At 67.5% G+C, this 19448-nt stretch carries 18 protein-coding genes; 13 read left to right on the top strand and 5 right to left on the bottom strand.

Annotation, left to right across the window (positions count from 1 at the left end):
• From napE to MNR01_RS07700, 6 genes are read left to right on the top strand one after another with little or no spacing between them, the layout of a single operon-like run.
• The gene (gene napE / locus MNR01_RS07725) at nucleotides 1-162 is read left to right on the top strand and encodes a periplasmic nitrate reductase, NapE protein (protein ID WP_241920332.1); all 162 of its coding nucleotides are present in this window, start codon (nucleotides 1-3) and stop codon (nucleotides 160-162) included.
• A gap of 1 nt (nucleotide 163) precedes the next feature.
• Complete coding sequence (gene napF / locus MNR01_RS07720; RefSeq protein WP_241920331.1) at nucleotides 164-658, top strand: ferredoxin-type protein NapF; 495 nt, start codon at nucleotides 164-166, stop codon at nucleotides 656-658.
• Nucleotides 655-960: a chaperone NapD gene (locus tag MNR01_RS07715; protein WP_241920330.1), complete on the top strand. Its 306-nt coding sequence runs from the start codon at nucleotides 655-657 to the stop codon at nucleotides 958-960. Before napF ends, MNR01_RS07715 begins: the two co-directional genes overlap by 4 nt.
• The gene (gene napA / locus MNR01_RS07710; protein WP_241920329.1) at nucleotides 957-3449 is read left to right on the top strand and encodes a periplasmic nitrate reductase subunit alpha; all 2493 of its coding nucleotides are present in this window, start codon (nucleotides 957-959) and stop codon (nucleotides 3447-3449) included. Before MNR01_RS07715 ends, napA begins: the two co-directional genes overlap by 4 nt.
• 12 nt (nucleotides 3450-3461) lie before the next feature.
• Nucleotides 3462-4040: a nitrate reductase cytochrome c-type subunit gene (locus MNR01_RS07705; RefSeq protein ID WP_241920328.1), complete on the top strand. Its 579-nt coding sequence runs from the start codon at nucleotides 3462-3464 to the stop codon at nucleotides 4038-4040.
• Nucleotides 4040-4639: a NapC/NirT family cytochrome c gene (locus MNR01_RS07700; RefSeq protein WP_241920327.1), complete on the top strand. Its 600-nt coding sequence runs from the start codon at nucleotides 4040-4042 to the stop codon at nucleotides 4637-4639. Before MNR01_RS07705 ends, MNR01_RS07700 begins: the two co-directional genes overlap by 1 nt.
• Before the next feature lie 21 nt (nucleotides 4640-4660).
• Here MNR01_RS07700 and MNR01_RS07695 read toward each other — a convergent pair whose 3' ends face one another.
• Nucleotides 4661-5185, bottom strand: coding sequence for an O-acetyl-ADP-ribose deacetylase (locus tag MNR01_RS07695; protein WP_241920326.1), 525 nt, complete (start codon nucleotides 5183-5185; stop codon nucleotides 4661-4663).
• A gap of 72 nt (nucleotides 5186-5257) precedes the next feature.
• Nucleotides 5258-6211 carry a cysteine synthase A gene (cysK, locus tag MNR01_RS07690; protein ID WP_241920325.1) on the bottom strand — a complete coding sequence of 318 codons (954 nt, stop codon included), beginning with the start codon at nucleotides 6209-6211 and terminating at the stop codon, nucleotides 5258-5260.
• Nucleotides 6212-6485: 274 nt separating this feature from the next.
• Between cysK and MNR01_RS07685 the strand changes: the two genes are divergently transcribed.
• The 5 genes from MNR01_RS07685 to MNR01_RS07665 all read left to right on the top strand — a co-directional run bounded on the left by MNR01_RS07685 (nucleotide 6486) and on the right by MNR01_RS07665 (nucleotide 13544).
• On the top strand, nucleotides 6486-7571 hold the full coding sequence (locus tag MNR01_RS07685) for an efflux RND transporter periplasmic adaptor subunit (RefSeq protein ID WP_241920324.1): 1086 nt from the start codon (nucleotides 6486-6488) through the stop codon (nucleotides 7569-7571).
• Between the two features lie 3 nt (nucleotides 7572-7574).
• Nucleotides 7575-10700, top strand: a complete 3126-nt coding sequence (locus MNR01_RS07680; protein ID WP_241920323.1) for an efflux RND transporter permease subunit — start codon at nucleotides 7575-7577, stop codon at nucleotides 10698-10700.
• An 89-nt stretch (nucleotides 10701-10789) separates the two neighbouring features.
• Nucleotides 10790-11347 (top strand): GNAT family N-acetyltransferase, encoded by a 558-nt coding sequence (locus MNR01_RS07675; protein WP_241920322.1) that lies wholly within the window; start codon nucleotides 10790-10792, stop codon nucleotides 11345-11347.
• 15 nt (nucleotides 11348-11362) lie between these two features.
• Nucleotides 11363-12319, top strand: coding sequence for a TrmH family RNA methyltransferase (locus MNR01_RS07670; protein WP_241920321.1), 957 nt, complete (start codon nucleotides 11363-11365; stop codon nucleotides 12317-12319).
• A gap of 97 nt (nucleotides 12320-12416) precedes the next feature.
• Nucleotides 12417-13544 carry an alpha/beta hydrolase gene (locus tag MNR01_RS07665; RefSeq protein WP_241920320.1) on the top strand — a complete coding sequence of 376 codons (1128 nt, stop codon included), beginning with the start codon at nucleotides 12417-12419 and terminating at the stop codon, nucleotides 13542-13544.
• Nucleotides 13545-13549: 5 nt separating this feature from the next.
• On the opposite strand, the gene MNR01_RS07660 is transcribed toward MNR01_RS07665, so the two are convergent.
• On the bottom strand, nucleotides 13550-14764 hold the full coding sequence (locus MNR01_RS07660) for a serine hydrolase (RefSeq protein ID WP_241920319.1): 1215 nt from the start codon (nucleotides 14762-14764) through the stop codon (nucleotides 13550-13552).
• 160 nt (nucleotides 14765-14924) lie between these two features.
• Between MNR01_RS07660 and MNR01_RS07655 the strand changes: the two genes are divergently transcribed.
• Nucleotides 14925-16031, top strand: coding sequence for an NAD(P)-dependent alcohol dehydrogenase (locus MNR01_RS07655; RefSeq protein WP_241920318.1), 1107 nt, complete (start codon nucleotides 14925-14927; stop codon nucleotides 16029-16031).
• Here the strand turns inward: MNR01_RS07655 and pip are convergent.
• Nucleotides 16018-16977: a prolyl aminopeptidase gene (pip, locus tag MNR01_RS07650; protein ID WP_241920317.1), complete on the bottom strand. Its 960-nt coding sequence runs from the start codon at nucleotides 16975-16977 to the stop codon at nucleotides 16018-16020. The two genes, MNR01_RS07655 and pip, sit on opposite strands and share 14 nt — an antisense overlap.
• A 136-nt stretch (nucleotides 16978-17113) precedes the next feature.
• The gene (locus MNR01_RS07645) at nucleotides 17114-17689 is read right to left on the bottom strand and encodes a helix-turn-helix domain-containing protein (protein ID WP_241920316.1); all 576 of its coding nucleotides are present in this window, start codon (nucleotides 17687-17689) and stop codon (nucleotides 17114-17116) included.
• Nucleotides 17690-17975: 286 nt separating this feature from the next.
• Between MNR01_RS07645 and MNR01_RS07640 the strand changes: the two genes are divergently transcribed.
• Nucleotides 17976-19352, top strand: a complete 1377-nt coding sequence (locus MNR01_RS07640) for an OprD family outer membrane porin (RefSeq protein WP_241920315.1) — start codon at nucleotides 17976-17978, stop codon at nucleotides 19350-19352.
• Nucleotides 19353-19448: the final 96 nt, after the last annotated feature.

Genomic DNA, 19448 nt, shown 5'->3' with positions numbered 1-19448 from the left:
ATGGGCCAGCCAGACCACGCGGTCATCAAACGGCGCGAGCGCGTCGCGTTCCTGCTGCTTACCGCTGTCGTCTTCCCGCTGCTGACGGTGATGTTCGTCGCGGGATACGGCTTCATGGTCTGGATCTGGCAGATGTTCGCCGGCCCGCCGACGGGGCACTGAGGTGGCCGCGCCAAACCGCTCGCGCCGGGCATTGCTGTTGGGCAGGCAGGCCGCCCGCACGCCGCTGCGTCCGCCCTGGGCCCTGGATGAATCCGCATTCCTCGACGCCTGCACCGGCTGCGGTGCGTGCATCGAGCGCTGCCCCGAGCAGGTGCTCGTGCGTAGCGCTGCCGGTTATGCCGTGTTCGACCCGCACCTGGGTGAGTGCACGTTCTGCGGCGACTGTGCCGATGCCTGCACGCCGCGGGCGATCGACCGCACGGCGTCTGAAGTGCCCTGGCGCACGCTGGCCAGCGCCGGCGACGCCTGCCTGCCGCGCCACGGCGTGGTCTGTTCGAGTTGCCGCGATGCCTGCCCGGAAAGGGCGATCGCATTCCCCCTGTCGACCCGCGTACCGACACCCGTCATCGACCCCGCGCGCTGCAACGGGTGCGGTGCCTGCGTAAGCGTGTGCCCGGTCGACGCAGTGGCCTTGATGCACCTGGAGCAGGCATGAGCAGCGCGACCGCCAACGAAATCCACATCGCCAGCTTCGTCGTCCAACACCGCGATGACGCCGCCGCCGCGCTGGCCACCTGGATCGCGGCCAGCGTCGACATGGAGCTGGCGCGAAGCGAGGGCACCCGCAGCATCGTGCTGTGCGAATGCGCCGACCAGTACGCGCTGCTCGATCGCATCGAAGCCCTGCGCGCCGTGCCGGGCGTGCTCAACGTGCTGCTGGTCTACCACCACGCCGAACCGGGCGAAGCGCTCGACACCCCCATGCCAACCCTTACCGTCACCGGAGTCGCGCCATGACCACCCGTCGCGAGTTCATCCGCAACACCGCGGTCACCACCGCTGCGGCCGCCGCCGGCATGTCCCTGCCGGGTGGCGCCGCCAACATCGTCACCGAAGGCGACCTGACCGCATTGAAGTGGGACAAGGCACCGTGCCGGTTCTGCGGTACCGGCTGCGGCGTCAACGTCGCGGTCAAGGACGGCCGCGTCGTCGCCACCCATGGCGACGTCCATGCCGAGGTCAACCGCGGCATCAACTGCATCAAGGGCTACTTCCTGTCGAAGATCATGTACGGCAGCGATCGCCTGACCAAGCCGCTGCTGCGCAAGACCAATGGCGTCTACGCAAAGGAAGGCGACTTCGTCGAGGTGGAGTGGGACGAGGCGTTCGATGTCATGGCCGCACAGTTCAAGCGCGTGCTCAAGAACAAGGGCGGCGACGGCATCGGGATGTTCGGGTCCGGCCAGTGGACCATCTTCGAGGGCTACGCCGCCAACAAGCTGATGAAGGCCGGCTTCCGCAGCAACCACATCGATCCCAATGCGCGCCACTGCATGGCCTCGGCGGTGATGGGCTTCATGCGCACCTTCGGCATGGACGAACCGATGGGCTGCTACGACGACTTCGAAGTCGCCGATGCATTCGTGCTGTGGGGTTCGAACATGGCCGAGATGCACCCGATCCTGTGGACCCGGGTGACCGACCGGCGCCTGACCGACCCCAACGTCAAGGTCGCGGTGCTGTCCACCTTCGAGCATCGCAGCTTCGAGCTGGCCGACATCCCGATCGTGTTCAATCCGCAGACCGACCTGGTGATCCTCAACTACATCGCCAACTACATCATCAAAAACGGCAAGGTCAACAAGGACTTCGTCAGCAAGCACACCAGCTTCAAGCAGGGCAACGTCGACATCGGCTACGGCCTGCGTCCGGAGCACCCGCTGGAGGTCAAGGCCAAGAACGCCAAGGATGCCGGCGGCGGCAAGGTGATCGACTTCGACCAGTTCGCCGCGTTCGTGGCGCCGTACACGCTGGAGAAGACGGTGGAGATGACCGGCGTGGAAGCCGGCTGGCTGCAGAAGCTGGCCGAGCTGTACGCCGACCCGAAGATCAAGGTCACCTCGTTCTGGACCATGGGGTTCAACCAGCACACGCGCGGCGTGTGGGCCAACAACATGGTCTACAACCTGCACCTGCTGACCGGCAAGATCGCCACGCCGGGCAACAGCCCGTTCTCGCTGACCGGGCAGCCGTCGGCGTGCGGCACCGCGCGCGAGGTCGGCACCTTCAGCCATCGCCTGCCGGCGGACATGGTGGTGACCAATCCCGAGCACCGCAAACATGCCGAGGAGATCTGGAAGATTCCGCACGGCATCATCAAGGCCAAGCCCGGCTACCACGCCGTCGAGCAGAATCGTGCGCTCAAGGACGGCAAGCTCAATGCCTACTGGGTGCAGGTCAACAACAACATGCAGGCCGCCGCCAACCTGCGCGAGGAGGGCTGGCCGGGCTACCGCAACCCGGACAACTTCATCGTCGTCTCCGACGCCTATCCGACGGTGACCGCGCAGGCCGCCGACCTGGTGCTGCCGGCGGCGATGTGGGTGGAGAAGGAGGGTGCCTACGGCAACGCCGAGCGCCGTACCCAGTTCTGGCACCAGCTGGTCGACGCGCCGGCACAGGCGCGCTCGGACCTGTGGCAGCTGATGGAATTCTCCAAGCGCTTCACCACCGACGAGTGCTGGCCGGCGGAGATCCTCGCCGCCAACCCGGCCTTCAAGGGCAAGACGCTGTTCGATGTGCTGTTCCGCAACGGCAACGTAGACAAGTTCCCGTTGAGCGACATCGAAGCGGGCTACGCCAACGACGAATCCAAGGACTTCGGCTTCTACGTGCAGAAGGGCCTGTTCGAGGAGTACGCTGCTTTCGGTCGGGGCCACGGCCATGACCTGGCACCGTTCGACGACTACCACCGCACGCGCGGCCTGCGCTGGCCGGTAGTCAACGGCAAGGAAACGCGCTGGCGCTACCGCGAAGGCACGGATCCTTACGTCAAGGCCGGCAGCGGCTACCAGTTCTACGGAAATGCGGACAACCGCGCGGTGATCTGGGCGTTGCCCTATGAGCCACCCGCCGAGTCGCCGGACAAGGAATACGACATGTGGCTGGTCACCGGGCGCGTGCTCGAGCACTGGCATTCGGGCTCGATGACGATGCGCGTGCCGGAGCTGTACCGCAGCTTCCCGACCGCGGTGATCTTCATGAACCCCGACGATGCCAAGGCGCGTGGCTTGAAGCGCGGCGACGACGTGCGGGTGATTTCGCGCCGTGGCGAGATGCGCACGCGGGTGGAGACGCGCGGTCGCAACCGCATGCCGCCGGGCGTGGTGTTCGTACCGTGGTTCGATGCCGGGCAGCTGATCAACAAGGTCACGCTCGACGCCACCGATCCGATCTCCAAGCAGACCGACTTCAAGAAGTGCGCGGTCAAGGTACTGGGCGCCTAGGAGGGCTTCGCCATGCGCAACAAGCCACTGTTGATCGCCGTCGGCCTGACCGTCGGGGTGATGGCCCTGATCTTCTTCGCCGGCTGGCTGTTCGGCCGGATGGTCGGCAAGCATGAGCGCGCGGCCGAGGCCCGCGTCGCGGCGGCCGCGCCGGCGCCGCATGCGGACTCGGCAATCGGCCGCACCGCCACCCGCCAGCTCGATGCGCTGCGCCGCGGCGTGCCGGTCGACCAGGAGGCGGCGCCGCTGCCGATGGCGCGCGTCGAGAACGTCGACCGCAAGCGCGAACGTGCCTATCCGATGCAGCCGCCGACCATCCCCCATGCCATCGACGGCTACCAGGTCGACAAGAACAGCAACCGCTGCATGCTCTGCCATGCCCGCGCCAATGCCGAGAAGTTCCAGGCGCCGCCGGTCAGCGTGACCCACTACATGGACCGCGACGACCAGTTCCTGGCGTCGATTTCCTCCCGCCGGTACTTCTGCAACCAGTGCCACGTGGTGCAGACCGACGCGCCGGTGCTGGTCGCCAACAACTTCGAGGACATCGACAAGGTCCTCGCGGCCGCCGAAGCGAAAGGGAGCCAGTGATGTTCAAGCGCTGGTTCGAACGGTTCAAACCCTATTGGCGCACCTTGCGCTCGCCCAGCGTGCACTACAGCCTTGGCTTCCTGGTGGCGGCGGGATTCATCGCCGGCATCATGTTCTGGGGCGGATTCAACACCGCGCTGGAAGCGACCAACACCGAGAAGTTCTGCACCGGCTGCCACGAGATGCACGACAACGTGTTCCAGGAGCTCAAGTCGACCATTCACTACAGCAACCGCTCCGGCGTGCGCGCGACATGTCCGGACTGCCACGTGCCGCATCAGTGGACCGACAAGATCGCGCGCAAGATGCAGGCGTCGAAGGAGGTGTGGGGCAAGCTGTTTGGCACCATCGATACGCGCGAGAAGTTCCTCGACCATCGCCTGGAGCTGGCGATGCACGAATGGTCGCGGCTGAAGGCCAACGATTCGCTGGAATGCCGCAACTGCCACGACTTCGACTCGATGGACCTGACCCGCCAGGGATCGCGCGCCTCGCAGATCCACAAGCGCTGGCTGGGCACGGGTGAGAAGACCTGCATCGATTGCCACAAGGGCGTGGCACATCGCCTGCCGGACATGGCGGGGGTGCCGCAGGGGTGAGCGCACCCGGGGCAAGCGCCCTCAGATCGAATCCAGCACGGCGCGATACCGCTGTGCCATCTCATTGCCGAAGCACGCGAACGTCACCGCGATCGGCTGCTTGTGCGCGGCCTGCCACTGGTCCACCGTCGCCACCGCCAATGGCACCGCCAGTTCCGGCGGATAGCCATAGACGCCGCAGCTGATCGCCGGGAAGGTGATCGACTCAACGCCGTGCTGCAACGCCAGCTCCAGACTGTTGCGATAGCAGGCGGCAAGCAGCGCGGCCTCGCCGGCGTCACCGCCGTGCCAGACCGGGCCGACGGTGTGGATCACGAAACGCGCCGGAAGACGATGCCCGCCGGTGATGCGCGATTGGCCCGTCGGGCAGCGCACGCCCGGTCGCACCTGCGGCAGCTTGCGGCACTCCTCGAGCAGGCCGGGGCCGGCGGCGCGGTGGATCGCGCCGTCGACACCACCCCCTCCGAGCAGCGCCTCATTGGCGGCATTGACGATGGCATCGACCGCCAGGAGCGTGATGTCGCCTTCGAATACGTGCATCGACATGGCGTGCTCCACGTGGGCCGGGTAAGCGCAGCGCACCCGGGTGCGGCCTTCGGCCTTGCCCGGGCTACGGACCTACAACCCCGCCAGCCACTCGTCGTCCGAACCCTCGTTCACGCCCTCGAACAGGAACGTGCTCAGGTAACGCTCGCCGGTGTCGGGCAGCATCGCCAGGATCACCGATCCCTTTTCCGCATTGCGCGCCACTTCCAGCGCCGCCGCCGCGGTGGCGCCGGCGGAGATGCCGACGAAGATGCCTTCTTCGCTGGCCAGGCGTCGTGCGGTGTCACGCGCGAGCACGTCGTCGATCGGCAGGATCGCATCGGCGACGTCGCGGTTGAGCACCGCCGGAACGAAGTCCGGGGTCCAGCCCTGGATCTTGTGCGGCTGCCATTCCTTGCCCGCCAGCAGCGATGCGCCGGCCGGTTCGCAGGTGGTCACGCGCACTTCCGGGCGAGCGACCTTCAGCACCTCGCCGACACCGGTGAGCGTGCCGCCGGTGCCCCAGCCGGTGACGAAATGGTCGAGCCTGCGCCCGGCGAAATCGCGCAGGATCTCGGCCGCGGTGGTCTGGCGGTGATAGGCCGGGTTGGCCTCATTCTCGAACTGGCGGGCGAGGAACCAGCCGTGCTTCTTCGCCAGCTCCCCGGCGCGACGCACCATGCCGCTGCCGCGTTCGGCGGCCGGGGTGAGGATCACCTTGGCGCCGAAGGCGCGCATCAGCTTGCGGCGCTCCATCGAGAACGTTTCCGACATCGTCGCGACGAATTTGTAGCCGCGCGCGGCGCAGACCATGGCCAGCGCCACGCCGGTGTTGCCCGAGGTCGCCTCCACCACCGTGTCGCCCGGCTTCAGCTGGCCGCGCGCTTCGGCGTCGAGGATGATCGCCAGGGCCAGGCGGTCCTTGACCGAGCCGCCGGGATTGAAGGCCTCGACCTTGGCGTAGATGGTGACGTGGTCGGGGGCGAGGCGGTGCAGGCGAACGACCGGGGTGCGGCCGATCGTGTCGAGGATGCTGTCGTGGATCATTTCTTTCGACTCCAGGCAGGGTGGGAAGTCGGGCGGACCGTCGCGTGGCGAGGGCCAGGCGCCGCGGGGGCGCCGGCAGGGTGATCGCCGCCGCAGATTGCCACAGTCCAGGCCCCGTGGGCGTCGTCGCCCGCCGGCCCGCCCCGGTCTGGGCGGCCGCCCGGAGCCGGCTGTGCAGAGTGTGCTGTCAACCAATGGCCTACGCGGACGTTAACCGTGGACAGCTAGAATCCAATGGTTTGGGCACGCCGCTGCCCCATGTTCAGAGAGCCGCATGCGACTTACCCCGGGATTTCAGGCCAGCTGCCTGCTGGTTTTCGCCATCGCGCTGGCCGCGTGCGGCAGCAATGACGCCAAGCAGCGCGACGGCGGCGGCGATCGGCCGATCCCGGTGACCACCCAGCTGGTGAGCCTGCAGCCCTGGAGCGACACCGTGCTGGCGCTGGGCAACGTCAAGGCGCGCGAGTCGATCACGGTCTCGGCCAAGGTCAGCGAGACCGTCGAGCAGGTGCATTTCAACAGCGGCGACATCGTCGCTGCGGGTGCGCCGCTGGTCACCCTGACCGGGCGCCAGCAGCAGGCGGCCCTGGCCCAGGCCGAAGCGGCCGCCAACGAATCCGAGCAGCTCTACAAGCGCCAGACCGAACTGGACACCCAGCAACTGATCGCGCGCTCGACGCTCGACACCCAGCGCGCCGCACGCGATGTCGCCCGCGCCCGCGTCGCGCAAATGCGCGCCGACATCGGCGACCGCGTGATCCGCGCACCGTTCAGCGGCGTGCTGGGCATCCGCCAGGTCAGCCCGGGCGCGCTGGTCACGCCGGGCACGCCGATCGCCACGCTCGACGACACTGCCCGCGTCTACGTCGACTTCCCGGTCCAGGAGGCACTGCTGGCCAGTCTCGCCGTCGGACAGAAGGTCAGCGGCACCAGCACGGCCTATCCGGGCCGCCGCTTCGAGGGCGTGGTCAGTACGATCGACGCGCGCATCGACGAGGCCACCCGCGCCGTCACCGTGCGCGGCGACTTCGCCAATGACGGGCGCGAGCTGCGCCCGGGCATGCTGCTGCAGGTGACGCTGGTGCGGCCGGAGCGCCAGGCGCTGCTGGTGCCGGAGATCTCGATCGTCCAGGTCGGCACCGACAGCTTCGTCTACCGGGTCAAGCCCGATTCGTCGGTGGAGCGCGCCGACGTCAAGGTCGGCAGCCGCCGCGACGGCAAGGCCGAGGTCACGCAGGGCCTGGCGGTCGGCGACCGCATCGTCGTCGACGGCACCGGCAAGCTGCGCGTTGGCAGCCGCATCACCGATCTCAAGGCCGACCAGAAAGCCGACCAGTCCGCGCCGGCAACCCGGGGCTGAGCCATGAACCTGTCCGATCTGTCGATCCGCCGTCCCGTGTTCGCCACGGTGATGAGCCTGCTGCTCATCGTGCTCGGCGTGATGGCGTTCTCGCGCCTGACATTGCGCGAACTGCCCGCGATCGATCCGCCGATCGTGTCAGTGGACGTGAACTACCCCGGCGCCTCGGCGGCGGTGGTCGAAACCCGCATCACCCAGATCCTCGAGGACGCGCTGGCGGGCATCGAGGGCATCGAGACCATCGAGTCGCGCAGCATCAATGGTCGCGCCTCGATCAGCATCGAGTTCACCCTGTCGCGCGAGATCGAGGCCGCCGCCAACGACGTCCGCGACGCGGTCAGCCGCGTCACCAACCGCCTGCCGGAAGAAGCCGATCCGCCGCAGATCGAGAAGGTCGAGGCCGACGCCGACCCGATCCTCTGGCTCAACATGAGCTCGACGAAGATGGACACGCTGCAGCTGTCCGACTACGCCGAGCGTTACGTGGTCGACCGGTTGTCGTCGGTCGACGGCGTCGCCCAGGTCCGCATCGGCGGCCAGCAGCGCTACGCGATGCGGGTCTGGATCGATCGCGACGCGCTCGCCGCGCGCGGCATCACCGTCAACGATGTCGAGAACGCGCTGGAAGCCGAGAACGTCGAGCTTCCGGCCGGCCGCATCGAATCCAACGCCCGCGACTTCACCCTGCGCGTGGCGCGCAGCTACCAGAAGCCCGAGGACTTCGCCCAGATCCCGCTGGCCAAGGGCACCGACGGTTACGTCGTGCGCCTGGGCGACGTGGCCAGGATCGAGCTGGCCTCGGCCGAGCGCCGCGCCTACTACCGCAGCAACGGCGAGCCGAACATCGGCCTGGGCATCGTCAAGACCTCCACTGCCAACAGCCTCGATGTCGCCCGCGCCGTCCGCGCCGAGGCCGAGCAGGTGCAGAAGACGCTGCCGCAGGGCACCAAGATCTTCGTCGCCTTCGACACCACGGTGTTCATCGAATCGGCGGTCGAGCGCGTCTACCACACGCTGGTCGAGGCGATCGTGCTGGTGCTGCTGGTGATCTGGCTGTTCCTGGGCAGTTTCCGCGCCGCGCTCATTCCGGCCGTGACCGTGCCGGTGTGCCTGATCGCCGCGTTCATTCCGCTGTACCTGTTCGGCTTCTCGATCAACCTGCTGACATTGCTGGCGCTGGTGCTGTGCATCGGCCTGGTGGTCGACGATGCGATCGTGGTGCTGGAGAACATCCAGCGCCGCATCGACCTGGGCGAGCCGCGCCTGGTCGCGGCCAAGCGCGGCACCAAGCAGGTCGCCTTTGCGGTGATCGCCACCACTGCCGTGCTGGTGGCGGTGTTCCTGCCGGTCGGCTTCATGGAAGGCAACACCGGCCGCCTGTTCCGCGAGCTGTCGGTGGCATTGGCCGGCGCGGTGGCGCTGTCGGCGTTCGTCGCGCTGACGCTGACGCCGATGATGTCGTCCAAGCTGGTGCGTGCGCACAGCGAAGAGAAGTCCAACCCGGTCAACCGCTGGGTCAATGCGCGCCTGGATGGCATCGGCAAGCGCTATCGCGGCTTCCTCGACCATAGCGTGAACCGGCCGTGGGTGTTCGGCGCGGTGATGGTGGTCGCGATCGTGCTGAGCCTGGTGCTGTTCAAGGTGGTGCCGTCGGAACTGGCGCCGCCGGAAGACCGCGGTTCGTTCCAGATCAGCATCCTTGGCCCGGAGGGCGCCGGTTTCGACTACACGGTCGGGCAGGTGCAGCAGGTCGAGAAGATCGTTGCCGCGCACACCGGCAAGGACGGCGTGATCCAGCGCTACAACCCGCGCGTGCCCGGCGGCTTCGGCGCCAGCGAGGAAATGCACACCGGCCGCATCGCGGTGTTCCTGAAGGACTGGAAGGAGCGCGACATCAGCACCGCCGACGTCGCCAAGCAGTTGCAGGGCGAGCTCGGCAGCCTGCCGGGCGTGCGCGCGATGCCGCAGGTCAGCGGTGGCCTGGTGCGCGGCCGCGGCCAGCCGATCAACATCGTCCTGGGCGGCCCTGAATATGCCGAGCTGGCGCAGTGGCGCGACAAGCTGCTTGCGAAGATGGAGCAGAACCCGGGCTTCTTCTCGACCGATTCGGACTACAAGGAAACGCGTCCGCAGATGCGCGTGGAGATCGACCGCCAGCGTGCGGCCGACCTTGGCGTGCCGGTGACCGACATTGGCCACGCCCTGGAAACGATGATGGGCAGCCGCCGCGTCACCACCTTCGTGCAGAACGGCGAGGAGTACGACGTCATCGTCCAGTCCGATCGCGAACTGCGTGCGTCGCCGGCCGACCTGGAGGCGATCCAGGTGCGTGCGCGCGACGGCGCGCTGATTCCGCTGTCGAACCTGGTGACCCTGCGCGAGCTGGCCGAGCCGGGCAGCCTCAACCGCTTCAACCGCCTGCGCGCGATCACGATCAGTGCGGGCCTGACGCCGGGCTACCGCATGGGCGAAGCCATGCAGTGGCTGGAGAAGACGGTGCAGGAAGAGCTGCCCGACCATGCCCAGATCGACTGGAAGGGCGAGTCGCGCGAGTACCTCAAGGCCGGCGGCGCGGTGATGCTGACGTTCACCCTGGCACTGCTGATCGTGTACCTGGTGCTGGCGGCGCAGTTCGAGAGCTTCATCCATCCGTTCGTGATCATGCTGACGGTACCGCTGGGCGTGCTCGGTGCGCTGATCGGCCTGGCGCTGACCGGCGGCACGCTCAATCTGTTCAGCCAGATCGGCATCGTCATGCTGGTCGGCCTGGCTGCGAAGAACGGCATCCTGATCGTCGAGTTCGCCAACCAGTTGCGCGACGAGGGACGCAGCATTCACCAGGCGATCGTCGAAGCCTCGGCGGTGCGCCTGCGTCCGATCCTGATGACGTCCATTGCTACGGTGGTCGGTGCGGTGCCGCTGGTGGTTGCCGGCGGCCCGGGTTCGGCGAGCCGGGCGACGATCGGCATCGTGGTGATCTTCGGCGTGTCGTTCTCGACGCTGCTGTCGCTGTTCGTGGTGCCGGCGTTCTATGTGCTGCTGGCCAGATACACGAAGTCGCCGGAGGCGGTGTCGCAGGAACTGGAGAAGCTGGAGGCGGAAACGCCGTCGGTGGGCGGGCACGCCTAGCGCCCGCTCCCTCTCCCCCGCGGCAGAGGGGCAGGCCGCGCAGGGCGGCCATGCAGAGGCCCCGCGCGGCGATCGGTTACCCTTGCGCCATGCCCGAACCGCTACGCCAGCCCGACCACCGCGACGTGCGCCTGGCTGGCGACGGCTTCGTGCTGCGGCCGTGGCGGGCCGACGACCTCGACGACCTGCTGCAGCATGCCGATGACCTGCGGGTCGTGCGTGGCCTCAGCGATCGATTTCCGCATCCGTACACCCGCCTGGATGGCCAGCGTTTCCTGGCCGGCAAGGTCGTCGACCTGGCCGATCCGGTGTTCGCGATCGAAGTCGACGGCAGGGCCTGCGGCGGCATCGGCGCGCGGCCCGGCCAGGGCGATCGCCGATACTCGGCGGAAATGGGCTACTGGCTCGGTCATTCCCGCTGGGGCCAGGGACTGATGACCCAGGTGGTGGCCGTCTACGTGCCCTGGCTGATGGACACGCTGGCGTTGCATCGCCTGCAGGCAACCGTGCTCGACAGCAATCCCGCCTCGGCGCGCGTGCTGCTGAAGAACGGTTTCGAAGAAGAGGGCGCACAACGTTGCGCCGTGATGAAGTTCGGCCAGCTGCATGACCTGCGCGTGTTCGCGAAGGTGCGGCGGCCAGGATGAGAGGGAATACGACAGATGCGACACGATCCCCCTGGTAAACCGCCGCGCGGCCCGCGCCAACCTCCGACCGGCCAGCCCTGGGCGCGTCCACCGCGTGAGCGCGGCGAGGCGCCTGCTGACCGCGATCGTCCGCCACGTGCACCGCGCGCGCCGCACGCCTCCCCCTATGGGTCGCAGGCGCCGCGCGTTGCCGAGTCCAGCCACGAGAGTGACCACGAGCTGGGTCCGTCGGCGCGCGAGCGTCGCAGCGCCGAGTTGCGCCTGTACGGGCTCAATGCCGTACGCGCGGTGTTCGCCCGGCGTCCGCAGGCGATCCGCAAGCTTTACCTGGCCGAGGCGCGCATCCCGGCGCTGCAGCCGATCCTGAAGTGGTGCGTGGCCCACCGCGTCGGCTATCGCGTGGTCGATGAGGAAGACCTCCACAAGCTTGCCGCCAGCGCGCACCACGAAGGCATCGTCGCCGACGTCCTGCGCGAGGAACCGCTGGCGCTGTCGAACTGGCTGCGTGAGCTGCCGGCCGGTCCGCAGTGCGCGATCTGGCTGGACGGCGTCGGCAACCCGCACAACTTTGGCGCGATCCTGCGTTCGGCGGCGCATTTTGGCGTCAGTGCGATCCTGCTGCCGAAGCATTCGACGCTGACGCTTTCCGGGGCCGCTGCACGCGTCGCCGAAGGCGGTGCCGAGGTCGTGCCGATGGTGCGCCTGGGCCGCACCGACAACGCCATCGCGCAGCTGCGCAGCGTCGGCTTCACCCTGGCCGCGACCGTGGTGCAGGGCGGCAGCGACCTGTTCTCCGCGCCATTGCCGCAGCGTGTGATCTACGTGCTGGGCGCGGAAGGCGAGGGCATGGATCGCGAACTGGCCGCCGCGTGCGACCTGCGCCTGTCGATCCCGGGTACCGGCGCGGTCGAAAGCCTCAACGTCGCCTCCGCCGCCGCGGTGCTGCTGGCCAGCTGGCGCGCGCGCAGCTGAGCGCAGGCGCGCACCTGCAATCGCAACCCTCGCGGCGCTGATCGTATCCCTTGGCTCAAGGCCGGCGGCGTCCCGCCGGTCTTTCCAAGGAGCGTTCATGATCAAGCGATCGATTGTGTTGGCGGCGACGATGGCCGCAACCCTGGCCACGTCGCTGGCCGCAGCTGCACAGGAATGCCCGGACCGTTCGTCCTACGAACCGTCGCGGGAAATCATCGCCGACATGCAGCGCATCGTTGCTCCGGGCGGTGTGCAGGAGTCGTACAGGACCCGCATCGGCGGCATCGAGCAGTGGCTCAACGTGCGCGGCCAGGACCGCGACAATCCGATGATCCTGTTCGTGCACGGCGGGCCCGCCGCGCCGATCACGCCGACCACCTGGCAGTTCCAGCGACCGATGGAGGAATACTTCACCGTCGTCAACTGGGACCAGCGCGGCGCCGGCAAGACCTACAACGAGGCCACGCCGCCTGATTCCATCGGCGACACCATCCACATCCAGCGTTACGTCGACGATGCGATCGAAGTGGCGCAGTACCTGCGCAAGCGCTACCACAAGGACAAGCTGATCCTGGTCGGCCACAGCTGGGGCACGATCGTCGGCATGGGCGCCGCGCTCAAGCGCCCCGATCTGTTCTACGCCTACGTCGGCATCGGCCAGGTCATCAACACGCGCGACAACGAGCGCATCAGCTACGACTTCGGCGTCGAGCAGGCCAGGGCGCACAACAACGAAGAGGCGATGCGTGAACTGGCGTCGATCGCACCGTACCCGGGCGATACGCCGATCACCCGCGACCGCATCATCCTGGCGCGCAAGTGGCCGCAGTTCTACGGTGGTCTGACCGCATTCCGCGAGGACTCCAACTACTACTACCGCGGTCCGCGCCTGTCACCGGACTACAACGACGTGGACCGCTGCGCGATCAACCTGGGCAGTGTGTTCAGCCTTGGCAGGCTGCTGCCGGAGTTCCTCGAGGTCGATTTCAAGGGCGTGCGCGAGTTCCCGATCCCGGTGGTGATGTTCATGGGACGTCACGACTACACCACGCCGTCGCAACCGACCGGGGCCTGGCTGGAGAAGGTCAAGGCACCGTACAAGCAGGGCGTCTGGTTCGAGCGCTCGGCCCACATGATGCCGTGGGAAGAGCCGGGCAAGACCCTCACCAGCCTGCTGCAGTACGTGCGTCCGCTGGCGACCGGCGAAGCGCCGCCGAGCCGCTGATCGTCTCAGGGCGCCTGCGGCGTGGCGCGCCGCGCCGCAAGCACCTTGCCGATGAACTGGTCCAGCGCGTCGCCGCGATCGATCCAGCGCACCACGATCAGCAGGTCGTTGTCCCAGTCGATGTAGACGATGTTCTGGCCGTTGCCACGGAAGGTGACGCTGCTGGCCGGTGCCGACGGCAGCGCCTTGCGGCCGGTATTGAGGAACCAGTTGCAGTAGCCGTAGTCGTCCTTGTCGGTACCGGGCGTGCGCGCCTTGGCGATCCATTCGGGCGAGATGATCTGCCGGTCCTGCCAGCGCCCGTCACGCAGGAACAGATAGCCGAAGCGGGCCAGGTCCCAGCTGTCGATGAACATGCCGCCGCCCCAGTGGCCGCCGCCGGACACCGATTGCATCTTCTCGCCGTCGAGTTCGATCCACGAATTGCGGTAGCCGTGCCAGCGCCAGCGGCTGCTGGCGCCGATCGGGTCCATGACGCGCTCGCGCAGGACCTGCGGCAGGGGCTGGCGCCACACCTGCAGCGCTGCCAGTGCGAGCACGTTCACGCGCACGTCGTTGTACATGTAGTGGCTGCCGGGCGTGTGGCGCGCGCGCTGCGGCCATTGCTCCTTCGGACCGGATGGCCGGTCGGCCCAGTCCGGCTTGCCCCACAGCGTGCCCTGCCAGTCGCTGGTCTGGCGCAGCAGGTGCTCCCAGGTGATCGGCGCATTGTGTTCGGCGGCGAACAGGTCGACGTCGCGCGGCATGTAGCCGGCGACGCGATCGCTGGTATCGCCGATGCGTCCGTCCTGCCAGGCCAGTCCCACCACCGTGCTGAGGAAGGTCTTGGTGACGCTGTGGCCCATGTCGATGCTGTGGGTGTCGCCGAACTCGGCGATCACGCGACCACGGTGGACGATCAGGCCGTTGATGCCTGCCCGCACTGCGGTCGGTCCGATCTGCCCGCCAAAGTCCGGTTCCTTGCTGCCGAAACTCTGCGCCAGCGATTGCGCCTGATCGCGTGGCTCCGGCGCCTCGTGTGCCTGGGCGAAGGCGATGGCCTGCTGCAGCCGCCCCGGATCGAAACCGGACTGCGCCGGTGCCATCCGCTCCCAGTCGCCGCGTGGCGGGAAATAGTTCGCCGTGCCATCGGCGGCAGCGGCGACGAACGTCGCCAGCAGCAACACCAGGCCCAGTGCGCGCTGGCGCAGATATGGGAAACGGTTGGGCGTGTTCGACATGATGCCGGCGTGCCTGCGCGAGGGGACGCCGCAGGATAGCGGACGCGCCGGTGCCACGGCCCGGCGGCCGGTCACATCGATTTAACTTTTCCAGTGCAATCGTCGGCCGACACCGGAGCGCGCCGGACCCGGCGCGGCAGCCGATGCGGAGGGGGTCAGGATGAGACTGAAGCGCGTGGCAGGTTTCGGCGCGGTCGTGGTGGTGCTGGCGATGCTGGCATTGCTGGTCGCCTACTGGCGTTCGGACAATGCCTGCAGCGAGCCGGTGGCGAAGCTGGTGCATCCGATGAAGGCCGTCACCTATTGCGACTACGGCACGGCCGAAACGCTGCGCTACGGCGACGTCGAGAAGCCGGTGCCTGCAGACGACGAGGTGCTGGTGCACGTGCGCAATGCCGCGGCCAATCCGCTGGACTGGCACTACATGCGCGGAACCCCTTACCTCATGCGCATGGGCACCGGCCTGCGACGACCGGACGTGATCCGGCTGGGCGTCGATTTCGCAGGAACGGTCGAGGCGGTCGGCAAGGACGTCACGCGCTTCAAGCCCGGTGAGGAAGTGTTCGGCGGCCGCACCGGTGCTTTCGCCGAGTATGTCGTGGTCAAGCAGGATCGCGCGATCGTCGCCAAACCGGCCAACCTCAGTTTCGAACAGGCGGCCGGCGTCGGCGTTGCCGCGATCACCGCGCTGCAGGGTCTTCGCGACGGCGGCCAGGTGAAGGCCGGACAGGCGGTCCTGATCAATGGTGCATCCGGTGGCGTGGGCACGTTCGCGGTGCAGATCGCCAAGTCGATGGGCGCCAGCGTCACCGGCGTGTGCAGCACGCGCAACGTCGAAATGGTGCGGTCGCTCGGTGCCGACCAGGTGATCGATTACAAGACCAGCGACTACACGCAGGGCAAGGAGCAGTACGACGTGATCCTCGACAACGTCGGCAACCGCTCCCTGTCCGAGAATCGCCGCGTGCTCAAGGCCGAAGGCCATTACGTGCTGATCGGCGGTGGCGGGCCAGACGATGGCCACTGGGTCGGGCCGATGATCAAGCCGATCGGTGCCGCGGTGACGTCATGGTTCGTGCCACAGGACATGGGCATGGTGCTGGCCGAGCTCAACCAGAAGGACCTGACCGTGCTCGCCGACCTGATGGCCGCCGGCAAGGTCACGCCGGTCATCGATCGCACGTATCCGCTGGCCGAAGTGCCCGACGCGATCCGCTACCTCGAATCCGGCCGCGCCCGCGGCAAGGTGATCATCACCGTGCCGTGAGCTGCGCTGCCATCGCGTCGGTGGCCTCGACCAGTGCATCGACGATCGCCGGATCGGCGGCACTGTGCCCGGCCAGCACGATCCGCAGCCGCGCCTGCGGCCACGCCGCGGCCAGGTCGCACGCGGCCCGCACCGGGCAGATGATGTCGTAGCGACCGTGCACGATGGTCGCGGGGATGTCGGCGATGAGGTCGATGTCGCGCAGCAGCTGGTCGTGCTCGAGAAACATGCCATGGCGGAAGTAGTGCGCCTCGGCGCGTGCCACCGCCAGCGCCACCTGCGGATCGGCGAAGTTGCCCGGCTCGTCGGGATCGTGCACCAGCGTCGTGCTGCCCCCCTCCCAGTGGCCCCATGCGTGCGCTGCGGCCAGACGCGTGGCCTCGTCGTCGCTGTCGAGGCGACGCCAGTAGGCCTCGATCATGTCGCCGCGCTCGTGCTCGGGAATGTGCGCCAGGTAATGCGCCCAGCGCTCGGGAAATATCTGCGATGCGCCGCCGTCGAGCTCGTTGAACCAGCGCAGCTCATAGCCGCGGCCGAGGAAGATGCCACGCAGCACCAGGCCGGTGACTCGCTCAGGGTGAGATTGCGCATAGGCCAGCGCCAGCGTCGACCCCCACGAGCCACCGAACACCGCCCAGCGATCGATGCCCAGGTGCTCGCGGATGGCCTCGATGTCGGCCACCAGGTGCCAGGTGGTGTTGTCGCGCAGTTCCGCGTGCGGCGTCGACTTGCCCGCGCCGCGCTGGTCGAACAGGACGATCCGGTACTTGGCGGGATCGAAGAAGCGGCGGTGATAGGGCGACACGCCCGCACCCGGGCCGCCATGGAGGAACAGCACCGGCAGGCCGTCGCGATTGCCGCACTCCTCGACATGCAACTCGTGGAGTCCATCCACGGCGAGGCGAAAACTGCGGTAGGGGAGAATCTCCGGGTACAGGTCGCGCACGGTACGGGTTCCTGGCGTTCGGCCGGCCTTCGCCGGAGAGCGCCCATTGGAACGCCGCAGCCGCCTGTTGTACATCGTGCCGGGACAGCGCCGGTGCGCGATCTCTGGCCGCCAACGCCGCCTGGCGATGCAGGGATCAGTGCCCGCCAGCGGGTCGCCATGCGCCATGCCGCAACGGCGAACCGGCGTCCGCACCGTCGAACTCATCGCCGACGCCGTCCGCAGGCGCAGTCGCCGTGCCGTCGACACCCAGGTCCGAAGCCGGGAAATCGCGGCCAAGTGTCTGGCTCGGGTACTCGCCAAACAGTTGGTGGTACTCCGACGCCATGCGGCCGCCGTGCGCGTATCCAAATCGCGCCGAGACTTCGGCCACCGTCGCGCCATGGCGGTCTGCATGTGCCAGCGCGTCGTGCAGCATCTGCAACCGGCGCAGGCGCAGGTAGCGGCTCGGCCCGAGTTCGAACTGTTCCTTGATGATCGTGCGCATGGTGCGCTCGCTGACACCGGCTACGCGGCACAGGTCGGCCAGGTGCAACGGCCACCGCTGCTGGTCGATGAGTTGCAGCACGGAGGCGACGGTGCCGTCGCGCGAAGCCCGGGGCCTGCCGCGTGCGTGGCGCTGCGCCGTGGAGCCGTGCATCGCTGGAGTGCTCATACCGTTGGAGTCCTCGTGGAGACTCTCGCTGCCGTCGACGACGTCCGGTGCTGCCAAGTTTGATCCGCGCTCGACTGCGGCGTCATTAGCAAAGCAAGGCAAAAGCATGTACTGCGTGCGGCGAAACAATGCCGATCGCCATTCATCCGACGACCGGGCGCTTGCTTTGACACGAGCTTGACGCGTCCTTCACTTCGCCGGTACGCAAGCTGGTTCGGACGGAATCGGAATGTTCGCTGATGTTCGGCATGTCCATTCAACCCGCGCCCGTTTGGATCGCGCTGGGCGAGAACTACTTCCGGCTGTTGAACCTCGGCTACCACGTCCCGGAAATCTGCAAGTGATGAAGAGGACAAACGCCCCCATGGGCGTGATGAGTGCCATTGCGATTGCCATTGCCATCGCCGTGCCGTTGTCGGCACCGGCACCGGCGCACGCGCAGCAGGTGGCAACGTCCGCCGTGGAAGCCGGGGAGGCTTCACCGCCGGTCGCGCAGGAAGCCAATCGCGACCAGGAGCCGAACCAGCAGGACGCGGTGCAGGGCCTGCAGGTGAAAGCGCAGGAGCCGGAGGGCTTCTGGAAGGGAAGCTCGCTGGCGATCAGGCCGCGTACTTACTACCTCGATCGCGACCGCGACAGCAAGCCCGACAACGAAGGCTGGGCGCTGGGCGGAGCGATCGAGTTCAAGTCCGGCTGGGCCGCCGACGTTCTCCAGGTGGCGGCCACCGTCTATACGTCGCAGGAGCTCTACGCGCCTGCCGACAAGGACGGAACGCTGCTGTTCAAGCCGGGCCCGGAGCAGTTCACCGTGCTCGGCGAGGCGTACGTGACCGCGCGTTTCGGCGAAGGCGACGGCCTGCGAGTCGGTCGCCAGTCCTTCGACCTGCCGTGGCTGGCGCGCCATGACGTCCGCATGGCCCCCAATACCTTCGAGGCCATCGCGACAGGTCGACCAGCCAAGACCGGCCTGGCCTACATCGCCGGGTATGTCGACAAGATCAAGCGCAAGGACGACGACGAGTTCATCCCGATGTCGGAAGCCGCCGGTGCCGCCGGCAGCGACGAAGGACTGGGGCTGGTCGGCGCCCAGTACACCTTCAGTGACGGCAGCCTGGTCGGCTTTACCAACCAGGCCTCGTTCGATGTGATGAACACGTTCTTCATCAAGGCCGAGAAGTCGTTCGACATCGGCCAGGACGTGTCGATCCGCGGCTATGCCCAGTACACCGATCAGCGCAGCGAAGGCGACGAACTGATCGGCGGCTTCGGCACGCACCTGGTGTCGGTCAAGGGCGAGCTGTTCTATCCGAATGCCAGCTTCCGCCTGGCGGCCAGCCGCGCTGGCAGCGGGCGCGGCCTGCAGAGCCCCTTCGGCGGACCACCGAACTATCTGTCGATCATCGTCGACAACTTCGATCGGGCCGGCGAGGAGGCTTACATGGTCGGCGCTTCCTATGACTTCAAAGGCGTTGGCGTCGAAGGGCTGAGCGCGTTCACCAACATCTCCACCGGCAATACCCCCGACAGCGGCCCCAACGCATCGCCGGACGAGACCGAGTACGACCTGACCGTCGACTACCGCTTCGGCAAATCCAGCGCTCTCGACCGGCTCTGGATCCGGGTGCGCGGGGCGTACATCGACCAGGACGAGCGCGACACCAACGGCGACGACTACTTCGACTTCCGGATCATCGTGAACTATGCATTCGACATCTTCTGATCCCAGGACGGGACGATCCACAACCAGACAACCGGCCAGGACGGCCATCCAGGGCGAGAATTACTGGCGCCGGGTCGACGACTTCCGCACCATCGG

The organism is Lysobacter sp. S4-A87 (genome assembly GCF_022637455.1).
GTDB lineage: Bacteria > Pseudomonadota > Gammaproteobacteria > Xanthomonadales > Xanthomonadaceae > Lysobacter_J.
Note: the sequence above shows the minus strand (reverse complement) of the source record. Positions and strands in the feature narration are given on the sequence as shown.

Excerpts from the sequence above, each read along its gene's own strand:
- napE (WP_241920332.1), top strand. The coding sequence starts at position 1 with ATGGGCCAGCCAGACCACGCGGTCATCAAACGGCGCGAGCGCGTCGCG.
- MNR01_RS07715 (WP_241920330.1), top strand. The coding sequence starts at position 655 with ATGAGCAGCGCGACCGCCAACGAAATCCACATCGCCAGCTTCGTCGTC.
- napA (WP_241920329.1), top strand. The coding sequence starts at position 957 with ATGACCACCCGTCGCGAGTTCATCCGCAACACCGCGGTCACCACCGCT.
- MNR01_RS07705 (WP_241920328.1), top strand. The coding sequence starts at position 3,462 with ATGCGCAACAAGCCACTGTTGATCGCCGTCGGCCTGACCGTCGGGGTG.
- MNR01_RS07700 (WP_241920327.1), top strand. The coding sequence starts at position 4,040 with ATGTTCAAGCGCTGGTTCGAACGGTTCAAACCCTATTGGCGCACCTTG.
- MNR01_RS07695 (WP_241920326.1), bottom strand. The coding sequence starts at position 5,185 with ATGTCGATGCACGTATTCGAAGGCGACATCACGCTCCTGGCGGTCGAT.
- cysK (WP_241920325.1), bottom strand. The coding sequence starts at position 6,211 with ATGATCCACGACAGCATCCTCGACACGATCGGCCGCACCCCGGTCGTT.
- MNR01_RS07685 (WP_241920324.1), top strand. The coding sequence starts at position 6,486 with ATGCGACTTACCCCGGGATTTCAGGCCAGCTGCCTGCTGGTTTTCGCC.
- MNR01_RS07680 (WP_241920323.1), top strand. The coding sequence starts at position 7,575 with ATGAACCTGTCCGATCTGTCGATCCGCCGTCCCGTGTTCGCCACGGTG.
- MNR01_RS07675 (WP_241920322.1), top strand. The coding sequence starts at position 10,790 with ATGCCCGAACCGCTACGCCAGCCCGACCACCGCGACGTGCGCCTGGCT.
- MNR01_RS07670 (WP_241920321.1), top strand. The coding sequence starts at position 11,363 with ATGCGACACGATCCCCCTGGTAAACCGCCGCGCGGCCCGCGCCAACCT.
- MNR01_RS07665 (WP_241920320.1), top strand. The coding sequence starts at position 12,417 with ATGATCAAGCGATCGATTGTGTTGGCGGCGACGATGGCCGCAACCCTG.
- MNR01_RS07660 (WP_241920319.1), bottom strand. The coding sequence starts at position 14,764 with ATGTCGAACACGCCCAACCGTTTCCCATATCTGCGCCAGCGCGCACTG.
- MNR01_RS07655 (WP_241920318.1), top strand. The coding sequence starts at position 14,925 with ATGAGACTGAAGCGCGTGGCAGGTTTCGGCGCGGTCGTGGTGGTGCTG.
- MNR01_RS07640 (WP_241920315.1), top strand. The coding sequence starts at position 17,976 with ATGAAGAGGACAAACGCCCCCATGGGCGTGATGAGTGCCATTGCGATT.